Source organism: Syntrophorhabdaceae bacterium (genome assembly GCA_035541755.1).
In the GTDB taxonomy this organism is placed as follows: Bacteria; Desulfobacterota; Syntrophorhabdia; order Syntrophorhabdales; family Syntrophorhabdaceae; genus PNOF01.
In genome coordinates this window covers 1-14,904 of the sequence record DATKMQ010000121.1, presented here as the reverse complement: position 1 = coordinate 14,904, position 14,904 = coordinate 1, and the positions used below count along the sequence as shown (strand labels likewise).

Below are 14,904 nucleotides of genomic sequence, written 5' to 3'. Positions count from 1 at the left end.
TCCTCCAGTGGTACATGAACCGCAGCGAGATGCCCGGACCTATGCTCGCGAGGACCTATCGGAATATCATTCTCTATGGAATAGTGATGAAGTAGGGTACGATGCGCTGAGAAGCGGTTCTGATTGAGGGCCGCCCCATATCGCTTGCAAATAGATATTGGGGGCAGAATTTAATAAGCGGTCATTCTTAGGGCAATCTGCCTTAGGCCTGTTTCTGGTTCTTATGGTCGTCTTCGTTCTTATCGGGCTCTTCCATTGCTTTTTTGAAACTCTTGATCGATTTGCCCAGGCCCGAGGCAATCTCCGGGAGCTTTTTGGCCCCGAACAAGAGGAATACGATGACCAGTATAACGATGAGTTCTGGCATTCCAAGACCAAACATTACCCGCACCTCCTTAGTAAGTATACATCTTCTTTTGCCCTAAAGTAAAGCTGGAGGGATTGTTGTGCATGACTCTTGCGATATTCACAGCGGATAGACAGGGATTGAGGGCGCTTGCGCGCGGGTCTTATCGCAAGAGTGTTCCAGTGCAAACGATTTATCTTGTTTCCGGATAGCTGATCACGTCCGACGGACAGGTCGATGCGCAGACCCCGCACCCCACACAGGTATCGTCTTTTATGTGGGCGACAGGCACACCCGTTGTGATCTGAGGCCCGAAAATGGCGAGCATTTTTTCCCTGGTAACTATCTCTATGGCGCTATGAGGACAGGCGTCCTTACAGGACCCACAGCCACTGCAACGTTCCTCATTCACTTCGGGCAGGACCCTATCCTCTTCAACATCAAGCATCATCTCACCGAGGGCACCCAAGATCTCTCTCGGTTCCCAGCGTTCATCGCGCGGATGTCTGATGAAACCTGCATGATATCTTTTTCTCCCCCACTTCGTCGGAGACCAGCGAAGCTGCGGCTCGGACCGGTAGACGGAGAGTATTTCTTTATCCTTGAAAATATCCTTGTAATCGTCGAAGCGGATAATGGTTTCCGCCGGCAGATCAAGTTCCCGTCTGAGCCCGGTGATACGCGCTTTGCCCGTATCAAAGGCTACCGTCTCGCCTTCTTCGAGATGAATGAATATTATACCTTCCCGTCGCGCTTCCTCATAATCAAACTCGCCGTAGGAAGGCATGACCATATTCTTGGTAAGCACGTAGACGGTCTTGCCTGCTTTTTTGAAGTCCCGCGCCATTGCTATGAATTTCGGGGAAACAAACTCGTAAAACATAGCTGCACCCGGATCTTCTGTTCCGAGGTAGAAAAGACACGAAGCAGCGTTACCGTCAGGATTAGGAATCACCGGTGTCTCTTCTTTGTAAAGGCGTTCGTGCTGTTGTATGATCTCCGCAGGAAAACCTGCTCCTTTCACGGCAAGGAAGCCTGCGCCGAAACCGGTGAGTATTGAATCCTTGATATTCATGGGTTCGAGGGCGCCACCCGAGACGTACACGCTATCAACGTCCGTTGTGAGCGGCTCCTTCTCTTTTACGAAACCATATTCATTGAGGGAGAACCCGAAGAGCTTGGCTATTGTAACAAGTTGCTGGTTGGGACGAAGCGCGACGGCAAGGACAACGTAGTTGAATCTTTCTTCTTTCAGCTCTCCGCCTGTGTAGTATCGCATAGTAACGCCGGTCTCGTCCTCTTCGAAGTATCGCGAATTAGCCCGGACAAAGCGCACGCCGGCGTCCCTGTAAAGCTTCTCCAGATAGAATTCCTGGCCGAAGAATCTCAAATCGTTGTAGAACACGGTTAGCTCCGGTTTCGCGCGCTGAAGGGTCCACTTGACCTCTCTCAGCGTATAGGAACAGCAGACTGACGAGCAAAGAGGATATTCCTTGGACCTGGAACCAACGCACAGGACGAAGGCAACTTTGTTGAAATCCGCGGGAAGATCACCATTGCGCTGGTCAATGACCTGGTCATATTCGAGACTGGTAAGCACCCTCTTGCTCTTATATTCCACGGGGTCGTAAGGGCTAAGGCCTGTGGCGATGATGACCCTGTCGGCACTCAACGACCGGCCGTCTTCGAGGGTAATATCAAAACCGGCATTCTTTTTATCCACCGCCTTCACGGTACCCTCACAGATCACGTTAAGACGGGGATTATCCCGTATTTCATCGAAGAAGGTTTTGAAGCCGACGCGGCAGTTGGCAATGCGCGCCATGGTACCGCCCGGCCCTTGAGCTGATTCGATAATCGTTACCGAATGGTTTTCCTTGAGAGCGACTTTTGCCGCCGATATACCGCTTATACCACCGCCGATAATTACCGTATTCATAGGGATTTGCGCTCTCCCATGACGTAAAGCAAAAGATCCGTCAGATAGACAACCTTCCTGCCTTCGGCGAAGGTCTTCATTGCCATATGGCAAAAGGGGCAAAAGACGACGACGGTCCCTTTTGTTTTGTTGAGGATCAGTTTTGAGAGCTTCTCGGTGGCCCATTTATTGAGGAACAGTTGATTGCCCCCGCAGCAACGGTCCTTCATCTTCTCGCCGTCAATATCGCCGCCGAATGCGGTTATGATCTCCTCCATGATATTCTTATTCCTAATCGCGCTCGCTTCAGGCCTCATGAGAAGACAGCCATAATAAGGGAAGAAGGTCTCGCCCTTAAGATCCGCTTTTTGCTCTATCCGTGAAAGGTTTTCTTTGTCGAGAAGTTCCAGTGGGCTGAGGATCGTGAAAGCTTTGTTCGAGTCGGCATCCTTAAGGTTCTTGTAACAAGCCGGGCAGGGCACAACGATCTCTTTATAGACGTCCTGTGCTTTCGTCAGGTTTTCTCCGGATATGCTCATCAATTCTTGTCTGTCACCATACTCAAGTGCGCCGCAGCAGTTCCAGTCCGGTATCTCTCTAAGCGTGTGGCCAAGCTTCGTGCAAATCTGTCTCACCCCGCGATCAAGCCTCTTCGCTGAGCCGGTAAGAGAACAACCCGGATAATATCCGTATTCCATTACTATCTGCCCTCCGAGTCCTTCAGACTACCCGAACGGTTTAAACGTTTAACTTTATGAGGGAAATGCAATCCCGCGTATCCTAACCATTTCGGCATGTACTTTATGTAACCGCCCTTTAAAAGGTCGGGCGCAGCCAATATGACCACAAAGGGCTCATATACCCTGCCCCAGATGTTGATACACTTCTTGAATGCCTTCTCGAACCTGGATTCAATCCCGAGCGATTCCTTGACCGCCCGGACCACTTCAGGTATCCTGATCTGCCAGGGACAGGCACTTGCGCAACGATAGCAGTTTGTGCAGTAACGCACGAGAGGATGATCCACGTTTATCCCTTTCCCAAAAAACAGGTCCACCAGCAGTTCCTGTGGATTAACGTTCTGCTCGAGATCATTCACTGTACATACGGACGCACAGATCTTGCATCCGAGACAGACGGAAAGTTCCGTCTTCTTGTGCCCTGCTAGCTCTATTATCTTATCGGACCAGCCTGCTTCCATGCCTATCCTTTCTTGTTACATCAGTTCTAACCGGCTAATCTGTCCGAGCGTTCCTCGCTAATCTTCCCACTCCTTTAACTCATCCTCAACAAAGCTTACGTAAGGTATCTCTTCATCAAAACTCCTGCCCGACATGTAGGAAAAGAGGCCCTGGAGGCGCTCTGATATACCCTTGAAATACTTCGTCAGGGCGATCCCCTGCGGACAGGCCTCTTCACATGCGCCGCAGGCCACACAGGTCTGCGACACATGATACATCCTGATCAGGTGGAACATGTCTTTGCCCTGCGGCATGCCTAACGCACCCGTACGAAATATCTTATTGAGAAGCGCGTCGCCCTTGGGAAGATATTCGTCGCCGTTAAACACGCAATCAATACAGTAGCAGACCGGGCACATATCGCGACAGTTCTTGCACATAATGCACTTCGAAAAGTCCTTTGCGAAATTTGCCATATCGGTCTGAAATTTCTCCGCCTTCGGGCTCTCGCCGATTAGCATATCTTTAGGGACATCCCTGAGTTCACCTTCAAAGAGTAAGACAAGCGCCTCGCCTTTCTTAGTGTAGGGCACCACCCAGAACTCGCCCTTCGCATCTATTCTCAAGCCTGCGTCGCCCATGACGCCTCTTCTTTCTCTGCAGACTTTGCACGCCCAACGCATCTTCTCGGGATTTTTGAAGTAATCCCTTATCCCGTCCATTTCCACCGGTATCCCCTCGGTCTCATCCTTTAGGGAACGGGCACCGAAACAGTCCATTGAAACAGCGGTCACAGACTCGCGTTCAATTTGGGTGAGTTTCGTCAGTTCAGTATAGGCCCTTATCTCGCACGGTCGCAGGAGGAGGACAATTTGTGACGCCTTTGAGAAGAGACGCCTGAGGTAAAGCGCGCCATTGGCCCCAAAGGTTGGATTGAAGAGAGACAAATTCTTAAGTTTCTTCTGGAATATCTTGTGGTTCACACCATCATCGCTCTTTTCAAACCCAAATACCAGGTGGCGCTCGTCCTGCAAGAACTGATTGAGTGCGCTCTCTACGGCGCCGCTCTTAATTTGTTTTCCCTGCATTTTTCTTTTCCTTTATGTCGTTGTACATACCTGTAACCTTTTCTACAAATCGTCTCGCCTCAGCCGCGCTTACCCAGAAGAGCCTCACTTTGTCTTTCATCGAAAAAGCGTCAAACATATCCTTCAAGGCGGCTATCTTCCTTCTTGTAAAGTAGTTTCCCTTAATAAAGTGACAGTCACCGGGATGGCATCCGGCCACAAAGGCGCCATCGGCGCCTTCAAGGATTGACTTGATCACAAAGGCCGGGTCGACCCTGCTCGAACAGGGCACCTGGATTACCTTTACGCCGTCCGGGTATTTCATCCTCAAACTTCCTGCCATCTCTGAGGCCTTGAACGTACAAAATGAGCATGCAAATCCTACTATCTCGGGGTTTGTCTTCTTTGCGTCTTCAGCCATCGTACCTCCATCAGCTTCCGCGAATAGTCGCCGTCCTTCACTACTCGCTATTCACCAGCTCTATATTGCTTCTGTGAGCGCGCCTATTTCATCATCGATAACACTGTCGACATGTCCCTTGAGAGTGATCGAAGACGAAGGACATGTGGCATTGCAGAGTCCACATCCCATACAGGCAGCCTCTTCGACATGGGCCACTCTTTTCTCTTCGTCGTACTTAATTGCCTTGGCAACACATGCCCTCTCACACATCCTGCATCCGCTGCACCTTTTTGGATCGACCCATGAGATAAAGGGATCGACAAAAGCGTAGCCGAGATTGAGGAAACCGTATAATTTGAGGGCCGACGCTCTTCCGTGATTGATCGATTCCTCAATGTCCTTCGGGCCCGAGCATGACCCGGAGATAAATATACCCTTTACGGCCGTGTCAAATGGCCGCAACTTGATATGGGCCTCCAGAAAGAATTTGTCTTTATCGAGTGTGATTTTGAGAAGGGAAGCAATGCTCTTGTTGTCTACGGGGGGCGACATGCCCACGGAAAGTACCACAAGATCGAACTCCCTTTCAAAAACCTCTCCAAAGAGCGTATCTTCTCCGCGCAGCATGAGGCTCCTGGGACCGGGGATAATCTCGGGAATGTTACTGCGCGTAAAAAGGACACCTTTTTGCTGGGTATCTTCGAAGAACTCTTCACCACCCTTCGGATGAGCCCTCACGTCCATATAAAAGGATTCAACGTAGGCGTCTTCGTACCTTTCTTTTATGGCATCGCCTGTTCGGAGCGCATTGATGCAACAAATCCTTGAACAGTAGGGTCTGCCAATCTGTTCATCCCGCGAACCTACACAATGTATGATGGCCACACGTGGTTTGTCGGGGAGAACGAGTGCGTCCTTTCTCGCCTCAAAATCGATGGTCGTCAGGATCCTTTCATCCTTTCCGTAACTGAGTTCTTGCTTCATGGACGGATCGAAAGGCGAAAAGCCGATAGCCACGATGACTCCGCCCGCAGTGATCTTCTCTTCTCCCTGTGGAGTATCAAGCGTTGCCTGATAATTTCCGAAAAAGCCTTCAAAGTTGCTGATCGTTGCGGAGGTAAAGATCCTCACGTTATCGCGGGTCTTCAGTTCATTGACCATGTCATCTATAATCGCTTTGCCCTCTGTTCTCGAAGGCCATACATCTTTGAGGTCCTTCACATGGCCTCCGAGCTCCGCCTCTTTCTCAACCAGGTAGACCTGCATGCCCATCTGCGAGATGAAAAGAGCTGCGCTCAAGCCAGACACGCCGCCGCCTATGATAAGCGCCGATTTCACCACATCCACTTTCTTTTCTTCCAGAGGAACGTAGTGAGCCGATGAATAGATGCCTGCCTTTATCAGCTTTATGGCCTTTTTCGTATTCTTTTCGACATCATCACCTACCCAGGAACAGTGCTCCCGTATGCTTACTCTTCGAAGCAGAAAGGGGTTAAGCTCCGATTTTCTCAATACATCCTTGAAGAGCTCTCCGTGAAGAGAAGGAGTACATGAGGCAACAATGATCCGGTCAAGGCCATGTTTTGTGATACTCTCTTCAATGAGGGCCTGTCCCGGCTCTGAACAGACAAAGGGATAATCCTCGGAGACGATGACATTGGGAAACATCTTGAAATACTGGCTTACCTTCTTCACATCCACGGTGTGCTTGATGTTATGTCCGCAATGACAGATGAAGATACCTGTTTTCATATTCTAAAACCGGTGAATAGTCGTTAGTGAATAGCAAATAGCCAGAGCAACAATAAGCGGGTAGTCGTTAGAAAACAGTTCACCGGTTGATGGAATCATGTCGTAATTGTCTTCACTTTTTGTCATTTCTTTCTCACCGTTCGCTATTCACTATCAACTGTTCGCTTTTTGTTATATATTCCATACATCTCGACGCCGCTTCTCCGCCGGATGCAACTGTGTCGGGCACATCCTTTGGGCCCGAGGCCATTCCGCACGTAAAGATACCTTCCACGTTTGTCTTCGAAGGGGTCACTGAATCGGTCTTGATGAAACCATACTCGTCCCTCTCTACAGACATGATCCTGCAGAGTTCTTCTGTCTGTTTGCGCGGTCTCACTCCTGTGGCAAGGACAACGAGGTCGACCTCGATCTCACGCATTTCTCCGCTTAACATATCTTCGACGCGCACGAGAAGGCCCTCGTCTGTCTTTGATATTTCTCCCGGGATACCTCTTATGTAGATGACGCCGCTCTCCTGGGTGCTCTTGTAGAACTCTTCATAGTTTTTCCCGTAAGCACGCACATCGATGTAAGAGATATAAATCTGCGCGTCCGGTATTCGCTCTTTGGTAATACTGGCATGCTTTGCCGTGTACATGCAGCACACCCGTGAGCAGTAACGCGTTCCGCTCTGGCGGTCTCTTGAGCCGACACATTGGATAAAATAGAATCGTTTCGGGGTTCTTCCGGCGAGAAGAATATCGCCGCCCGTGGGTCCCGTTACCGAACAGATACGTTCGAATTCTATGCCCGACAGGACACCCGGGAGTGTTCCGTAGCCCAGTTCCTTTTTCTCCGTTGGGTCGTAAAGATCAAAACCCGGGGCGAGAACGATACTGTCAACACGGATATCTATAATTTCGTCCTTCATGGTATGATCAATGGCTTTCACTTCGCATCTTCTCTCGCACTCTCCGCATTGAATGCATCCCTCGATTTTTCCGGCAAGGCATCGTGACGCCTCAAGCATCGCCTGCTCGGAAGTATATCCGAGCGCTACCTCAGAAAAATCAGTGATCCTCTTATTAATCGGCTCCTCGGGCATACGTATACGCTGTGCACGAACTGTCTTTGCTGCGAGGTTAGACGCCTCTTCATCGGAAAGTTTCTCCGGCTTTTTCACCATGTCGTCGGCGACGATACCTTCACCTTTAAGATATTTACTAATAGCGCGGGCAGCCTTCCGCCCTGCAGCGATAGCATCAATTACGTAGGCAGGCCCGGTTACAACGTCTCCACCGGCAAATACACCTTCTATATTGGTGGCCCCTGTTGCCTCATCTATTCCTATGGTTTTGTTTTTTCCTAATGTGACGCCCACACCGCTCGTAAAGGAGGTCTCAACAGCCTGGCTGAGGGCAGTAATGACCGTATCAACGGGCAAAGTAAACTCGGAATCCTTGATCGGTATTGGACTCCTCCGGCCGCTTGCGTCGGATTCGCCCAATGCCATGCGTATGCATTCCATACTTGACACCGTGCCCGAATCGGCATGAAACTTGACAGGAGTCGTCAGGAACTCTATTGATATCCCTTCGTGTAAAAGCGCATCTATCTCCTCGCTTGCAGCAGGCATTTCGTCACGAGTCCTTCGGTAGATGAGACTCACCTTCTCGCTTCCAAGCCGCTTTGCCGTCCTCGCACAGTCAATGGCCGTATTACCTCCGCCTATAATGGCCGTGCTCGCTCCAACTTTAATCGCCTCCTTGCTGTTCACGGCGCGGAGGAATTGAATTCCGTCCATCACGCCTTTGGAACCTTCTCCTTCCACTCCAAGGCTCAGGCCTTTCGGTGCGCCCGTGCCGATGAAGATGGCATCGTAGTCGTTTCTCAATGTATCGAGGGTTATATCTTTTCCGACTTCAACATTGCATTTGATGGTAACCCCAAGTCTTTCGATATAGTTTATCTCTTTTCTTAATTCGTCCTTAGGCAGCCTGTATTCGGGAATGGCGTAGCGAAGCATTCCACCGGGCTCAGGAAGAGCTTCGTAAACAACGACATCATGTCCCTCAATGGCGCAATCATGGGCGCATGCAAGCCCGGCCGGCCCGGCCCCCATGATGGCCACTTTCTTGCCGGTCTTTGTCACCTGCGGCCCTTCAAGGGAATTGAGATCAAAGGAGTCGACGGCAAAACGCTTCAGGTCTCTGATTGCCAGAGGATCATCAAGCTGGCCTCTGTTGCAGACTCCCTCACAGGGGGCGTAGCAGACACGGCCGCATACCGACGGAAAAGGATTTGTCTCCCTGATGAGCATGTACGCGTCCTGAAACCTGCCTTCACTAATATGTTTCAGATAGCCTAAAACGTTCGTATGAACCGGACAGGCATCGACGCACGCAGCCTTGCAGGGCCTCTCTTCGCGTTTGTCGATACTTGCCTTATTAGGTATGGCTTGAGGAAAGGGTATATAAATAGCTTTTCTCGGGCCTGTTCCCATATCGAATTCGCTCTTCATCACCACAGGACACCCCGGGGAACAACTGCCGCAGGCATTACATTTCGCAATATCCACATAGCGTGTTTTCTGTAAGATGGTAACCGTAAACCCTTTTCCATCTTTCTTGATTCCCACGGGCTTTGCCCACGAGAGAAGTTCTATCTTCTTCTCAAGGGCAACTTCGACCATTTTGGGCGACAGTGTACATGTGGAACAATCGAGCGTGGGGAATGTCTTATCGAGCTGTATCATTCGGCCTCCTATAGAGGGGCCTTCTTCAAGCATCGTCACCTTAACGCCGCAGGCCGCGAGCTCGAGAGCGGCCGTTATTCCTCCGATACCCCCACCGATGACAAGGACATGTCTTTCCTTTGCTTCCTGGTCTTTCATGGTCCGTTGATAATATCCCTCAATTTGTCCCGAACCTTATGGATATCTCCGATGATGCCGAAATGGGCGTACTGAAAGATGGGGGCCTCAGGGTCCTTATTCACCGCGATGATGCATTCGGAATCCTTCATGCCTGCTATATGCTGAAAGGCCCCGCTTATACCCATTGCCAGGTATACCTTGGGTTTCACGGTTTTGCCGGACGTCCCCACCTGCCTCGGTTTGGGGAGCCACATTTTGTCGATAACGGGTCTCGATCCTGAAAGCACCGCCCGCAAAAGTAGAGCCAGGCCTTCATATTCCGGGATCTCGTCTTTGCTGCCAATCCCTCGGCCCACGGACAGAAGAAAGTCGGCCTTGGTAATGTCGATCTCGCCCTTTTCTTCCTCCACGTATTCCATGAAGTCCCGCCCGTCATTTACCGCAAAACCGCTTATGGTCTCCTTTACGGCAAACGTCTCCTTTTCAACCACGTGTTCCTTAAAACTTCCGCTTCGTACCGTCAGCACATATGGTCCCTGGCCGACCGCACGGAATTCTCCGAATATCTTGTCCGAATAGTAGCTTTTATAAAAGATCGATCTCTCCCGGTCGAAGCCGCTCACATCGGTAATGAGTGGCAGATCGAAATATCCCGCCGTGTAGGCCGCCTGCTCGCCGCCTGTCGAGGATGAGGTGAAGATAATCACCTCCGGCTTCCCTCGCGTCTGAATTACCTTTTCAATAATCTTCACCATGGTGAGCGGATTGAGAAATGCCGTCTCCTCCGTGTTTGCCTTGATGATCGCGCTCACGAGCTTCTCATTTATCGTGTAGGCGCCTTCGGGAATAAGGAGAACCCCGTCCTTTCCAAGAAGATGAGAGAATCCTACCGCGTCCAGATTCCTCTCCTCGAAGACCCCGCGCCGCGTCTCTGCCACAATCAATGCATAGCTCATTGGTAGACCCCCTTTTCCTTCAGAATTCCGAGAAGTTCTTTGCAGACCGTATCGAGCTCACCGGCAAGGATCGTAGCCCCACCTTTTTTCGGCGGATAAACCCACCGCTCGATTTCAATGCGGTTGTTCACATTCTCAGAATACGAGGCTGCCTTGAAAACTTTGCGCTCCACCTTGGACGCCTTTCGCACGCCCATAATCGAAACATATCGGGGCTCATTGATACCGCTCTGTATGGAAAGAACGCAGGGCAGCTTGATTTTCACCCTCTCCTGAAGACCCCCCTCGAGTTCTCTACGGGCAGTCACATGCTCCTTTTCAAATTCGTCGATGCCGATCACCATCGACGAATAGGGCAGGCCCAGTTTTGCCGCAAGAAGCCCTCCTACCGCGGCGAACTGGTCGTCTTCCGATTGCACCCCGGTAAAGATGGCGTCGTACGTTAGTCCTTCTTTTTTCAGAAAATTATATATCAATGTGGCCCTGGCATTCGGATCATGAATAGTTTCTCCGGTCTCGATGAGATATCCCTCTTGCGCGCCCATTGCGATTGCCCTTCTTAACACCTCGTCGGATTCGCTATCGCCCATGGAAACCGCCGTTACGCTCCCGCCCGACCTTTCCGCGATCCGTACCGCCTCTTCAACGGCATAATTGTCCCAGTCGTTGACTTTGAAAGGCACTTTCGAAAGCTCGACCCTCATTCCGTCGTCTACTATGCGCAGCTCTTCTTCCTGCGCGGCCGGCACCCTTTTTGTAAATACCAGAAGGTTCATATCATAATACCTCCATAAGGATTTCTGACAGTTCTTTGACTGTTTGTCCCTTCTCCGTTGCAGGGTCTTCGAGGGTCATGACGCAGAAGGGGCAACTCGTGGCTATAACCTCAGCGCCTTTTTCAATGGCTTCGAGAACCCGGACTTCGCTGTTCCTCTGAGAGGAGTTCTCCGTTTCGTAGAACATCCTGCCGCCCCCGCCCTCGCAGCAGAGAGACGTCTCTCTCGACCTTGCAAATTCGACAAGCTCAAGGCCTTCTATAGCTTTCAATATGTTCCTCGGTTCATCGAAGACGCCATTTTGCTTGCCCAAAAAGCAGGGGTCGTGGTAGATGACCTTCTTGTCATAAGGCACACTCGGGATGAGCGCACCCTCCTGTATCATCTTCGCCACCACCTCGCTGTAGTGGTGGACTTTGATGTCCGAATTTCCATATTCTCTTTTCAGCGCATTCATACAGTGAGGGGAAAGGGTGATGATCTCTTTGACGCCATATTCTTGAAAGGCCGCTATATTCTCTTCCTGAAGCTCTTCGAACAGACCCGACTCGCCGAGCCTTCGTATCTCGTTGCCGCAACAGGCCTCTTCTTCGCCGAGAACCCCGAACTCGAGACCACCTTTCTTGAGTATCCTTGCCACATTCTGAGGTATCACCATACATCGGGGATCGTATGCCTGAATACAACATGCAAACAGAAGCACCTTCGATGCTGTTTCGCTCACACGGGGAATTTCAATTTCCATTTTATCGAGCCAGGCGCCTCTTTTCGCCCTGGAGCGCCCCCAGGGGTTTTTTTGCACGGAGGTATTTTCAAGGGCCTTTTGAATCGAAGTAGGTATCTCCCCGTCTTCCACAAATTGAGACCGCGCCTCAATAATCACCTCTGACGGTTTTACGTCGCGCGGACACCTCAACGTACACGCACCGCAGGATGTGCAATACCAGGGTAGCGACTCCTCCAGTGCCTTCTGAAACTGCTTTTTCCGTATGATAACGCGTATATTGAAGGGCGTTCTTCCGGCTTCAGGGCAACTGCCCGTACATTTTCCGCACTGGATGCATGTGAGCGTTCTCGTTGCACTTGGATTCATCAAATTCTCTTGCAATTACATAACTAACCGTTTAGTATATCAATCGTACATATCATATAAACAGAAAGATAGAATGTCAATAAATATCTTTCACAGAAGGCATGGACAGGGTATAATGGGGTATGTGCTCGGTATCCGGCGTGTGATATTATTATCCTGGGAATGAGGAGACCTGTGAAGACAAAATCATCGCTCAGTATGAAAGACCGTATCATCGATGAAAGCATCAGATTGTTTCTCAAGACAGGCTTTAAGGGGACGTCAATCCAGCATATCACCGATACGGTGGGTATCACCAAAGGGGCCTTCTACTGGTACTTCAAGAGTAAGGACGAGTTGCTGGAGACGATCATAGAGAAATATGACCGTGACAATCTCGAAAGGCTCTATGCCCACATGAAAACCATGGAAGGTACCTTCCTCACCAAGTTCAAGGAATACCACAAGTTCATTAACGAGTATGCCCGGGACCATGGGGAGTTCTGTGTACTCTTTGTCACTCTTGCTGCGGAGATGGCAGGGGGTAAGACGACAGCGGAACGGAAGATCAAATCTGTGTACAAGAAATATCACACCTTCATATCCTCGCTGCTTACGGCCGGTAAGAAAGAGGGGTTATTTGACCAGACCTTCGACGTATCACTGAATGCCCATATCATCATCGCCATCCACAACGGCATACTCCTCCAGTGGTACATGAACCGCAGCGAGATGCCCGGACCTATGCTCGCGAGGACCTATCGGAATATCATTCTCTATGGAATAGTGATGAAGTAGGGTACGATGCGCGGATCCCAGAGGCCGGTCAATCGGTTAGTTTCTCACACTCTTCAGGCGTTATCCTTTTTACGCCCATATGGTTCATCCAGCGAAAATAGAATGATCTTTCCTTGAACTCTCCTCTTTACCCGACCTTCTTCTTCCAGATATCTCAGGTGGGCGAAGGCCTCTCCGGTCGCGAAAAAGGATTGCATCAGAGGAAGGCACTCCCAGGAGTCACAATCTGTATTCCAGGTCATGTGCGATGCTATTTCATAGGCATTCCCGCTTCTTTCCTGCAATATTGCAAGCACTTCCTGATTTCTCTGCCGATGATGGGTTTGTATCTCTTCGATCCTCTTCCTAAACCCTCTGAAGGGGTTTCGGTGGCCGGGCAGGACAATGTCAACGTTGAGGGTGTGAAGCCTGCCTAAGCTCTCCAAATACTGCTTCAGCGGGTTCTGTCCGTCCACCCTTCCGTGAATGCCCGGCGTGATGTCTCCCAGGAGATGATCTCCTGAGATAAGGATCTTCTGCTCTCCATCGTATAGACACGTATGGCCCCTGCTATGGCCCGGCGTGACTACACAGGCAAATCGATACCCCCCCCTTTCGATCATTTCAGCGTCTCGCACAAAGCTAAATCGCAGAGGCGTCTTCATCTCTATTTCGCGCTCCACATCGCGTCGCAGAATCCTTGCAGGGTCCTTTTCAGGAAAACCACTCAGGCACAGAAAATCCTTGATTTCCACAGTGAAGGCGCCAGATCGTATCTTCTCAATACTCTCCCTCTCTAATTCATTCATGTAGACAACCGTTTCATTTTGAGCCAGGCGAGGGACGAGCCCGAAATGGTCTATATGAAAGTGAGTAATAAAGAAATCTGATCTCCCGAGATCCACGTCAAGTTTTTTGTGGGCCGCCCGCATTGCGTTGAGAGATGCCTCGTTGTGCATGCCGGTATCCACGACCAGATCCCGATCATTATCCTTAATCACGTAGGAATTGACGGATTTTAGGAGACTGTCTGGCAGGGGGATTTCGATCCTATATAGATTACGTAGAATTTCCTCGATCATCGAATTATCGTCCGTTTCTCAATATCCCAAATATTCTGCCCGTCTGTCAAGCGTGCGCATGATTGAAAAGATTGCACGCCTTCTCTGGCAGCGAAAAAACAAGCGTGAGCCCTTGAATACAGCCAAAACCCCGGTCGCGACAAGGGAGTTATCGGGTCCAATGCTTTTTTGTTTTTTATGGACATTTTCACATTATTTTTATAATATTTGGCTACACATCCAACTACATCACGTGAAGCTCGCTAGCCATGAGGGTGCGAAAACATTAGGAGGGGAATCATGGGTAAAAAGCTTGGTTTGGCGCTTCTAGTCTTGTTCTTTCTCGTCTTAATTTCACAAGTAGTCTATGCTCAGCAACCCGCTCCAAAGCAGGATAAGGATTCATCAGGACAAGTTCACCAGAGCTATCTGGTGCTAAAAGCCGGCATCTTCTATCCCCAGGGCGATGTCGATAACCTGGACACCGGTTTCAGCGGAGAATTTGCTTATGGATACCGCTTTCATGAAAATTGGGCCTTCGAAATCGGCAGCGGCTATTTTGGGGCCGACGGAAGACAGGACGGAGTTCTTGGTGGGCTTGCAGCCTCAGAGAAGGACGAGATGTATGCTATACCGCTGACTGTGGCCATCAAAGGAATCCTGCCCCTTGATGATCAGTTTGAGATATATGGCCTCGCAGGCGGAGGCGGCTATTACGTCCACGCGGAAAGCACGTTG

The 14,904-nt window shown here is 50.2% G+C and carries 14 protein-coding genes; 2 read left to right on the top strand and 12 right to left on the bottom strand.

Annotated elements, in window-relative coordinates; translation table 11 throughout:
- Positions 1-202: 202 nt before the first annotated feature.
- From VMT62_12355 to VMT62_12305, 11 genes are all read right to left on the bottom strand, one after another.
- Positions 203-382, bottom strand: coding sequence for a twin-arginine translocase TatA/TatE family subunit (locus VMT62_12355; GenBank protein ID HVN97212.1), 180 nt, complete (start codon positions 380-382; stop codon positions 203-205).
- Positions 383-539: 157 nt separating this feature from the next.
- The gene (locus VMT62_12350) at positions 540-2,285 is read right to left on the bottom strand and encodes an FAD-dependent oxidoreductase (GenBank protein ID HVN97211.1); all 1,746 of its coding nucleotides are present in this window, start codon (positions 2,283-2,285) and stop codon (positions 540-542) included.
- Positions 2,282-2,962 (bottom strand): heterodisulfide reductase-related iron-sulfur binding cluster, encoded by a 681-nt coding sequence (locus VMT62_12345; protein ID HVN97210.1) that lies wholly within the window; start codon positions 2,960-2,962, stop codon positions 2,282-2,284. Before VMT62_12345 ends, VMT62_12350 begins: the two co-directional genes overlap by 4 nt.
- 2 nt (positions 2,963-2,964) lie before the next feature.
- Positions 2,965-3,465, bottom strand: a complete 501-nt coding sequence (locus VMT62_12340) for a (Fe-S)-binding protein (GenBank protein ID HVN97209.1) — start codon at positions 3,463-3,465, stop codon at positions 2,965-2,967.
- A 57-nt stretch (positions 3,466-3,522) separates the two neighbouring features.
- Positions 3,523-4,533 carry a 4Fe-4S dicluster domain-containing protein gene (locus VMT62_12335; protein HVN97208.1) on the bottom strand — a complete coding sequence of 337 codons (1,011 nt, stop codon included), beginning with the start codon at positions 4,531-4,533 and terminating at the stop codon, positions 3,523-3,525.
- Positions 4,514-4,933: a hydrogenase iron-sulfur subunit gene (locus VMT62_12330; GenBank protein HVN97207.1), complete on the bottom strand. Its 420-nt coding sequence runs from the start codon at positions 4,931-4,933 to the stop codon at positions 4,514-4,516. The genes VMT62_12335 and VMT62_12330 overlap by 20 nt, the downstream gene beginning before the upstream one ends.
- Positions 4,934-4,993: 60 nt before the next feature.
- Positions 4,994-6,667, bottom strand: a complete 1,674-nt coding sequence (locus VMT62_12325; GenBank protein ID HVN97206.1) for a CoB--CoM heterodisulfide reductase iron-sulfur subunit A family protein — start codon at positions 6,665-6,667, stop codon at positions 4,994-4,996.
- Positions 6,668-6,800: 133 nt separating this feature from the next.
- A complete protein-coding gene (locus tag VMT62_12320) occupies positions 6,801-9,542 on the bottom strand; it encodes an FAD-dependent oxidoreductase (protein HVN97205.1) in 2,742 nt (913 codons plus the stop codon).
- Positions 9,539-10,480, bottom strand: coding sequence for an electron transfer flavoprotein subunit alpha/FixB family protein (locus VMT62_12315; protein ID HVN97204.1), 942 nt, complete (start codon positions 10,478-10,480; stop codon positions 9,539-9,541). Before VMT62_12315 ends, VMT62_12320 begins: the two co-directional genes overlap by 4 nt.
- Positions 10,477-11,256 (bottom strand): electron transfer flavoprotein subunit beta/FixA family protein, encoded by a 780-nt coding sequence (locus tag VMT62_12310; protein ID HVN97203.1) that lies wholly within the window; start codon positions 11,254-11,256, stop codon positions 10,477-10,479. Before VMT62_12310 ends, VMT62_12315 begins: the two co-directional genes overlap by 4 nt.
- A 1-nt stretch (position 11,257) precedes the next feature.
- Positions 11,258-12,349, bottom strand: a complete 1,092-nt coding sequence (locus VMT62_12305; GenBank protein ID HVN97202.1) for a (Fe-S)-binding protein — start codon at positions 12,347-12,349, stop codon at positions 11,258-11,260.
- Positions 12,350-12,523: 174 nt separating this feature from the next.
- On the opposite strand from VMT62_12305, the gene VMT62_12300 reads away from it, so the two are divergent.
- Positions 12,524-13,126 (top strand): TetR/AcrR family transcriptional regulator, encoded by a 603-nt coding sequence (locus VMT62_12300; GenBank protein ID HVN97201.1) that lies wholly within the window; start codon positions 12,524-12,526, stop codon positions 13,124-13,126.
- Between the two features lie 53 nt (positions 13,127-13,179).
- Here the strand turns inward: VMT62_12300 and VMT62_12295 are convergent, their stop codons facing one another.
- Positions 13,180-14,187: an MBL fold metallo-hydrolase gene (locus VMT62_12295; GenBank protein ID HVN97200.1), complete on the bottom strand. Its 1,008-nt coding sequence runs from the start codon at positions 14,185-14,187 to the stop codon at positions 13,180-13,182.
- 279 nt (positions 14,188-14,466) lie between these two features.
- Here VMT62_12295 and VMT62_12290 point away from each other — a divergent pair.
- On the top strand, positions 14,467-14,904 hold a 438-nt coding region (locus tag VMT62_12290; protein ID HVN97199.1), incomplete at its 3' end, for an outer membrane beta-barrel protein.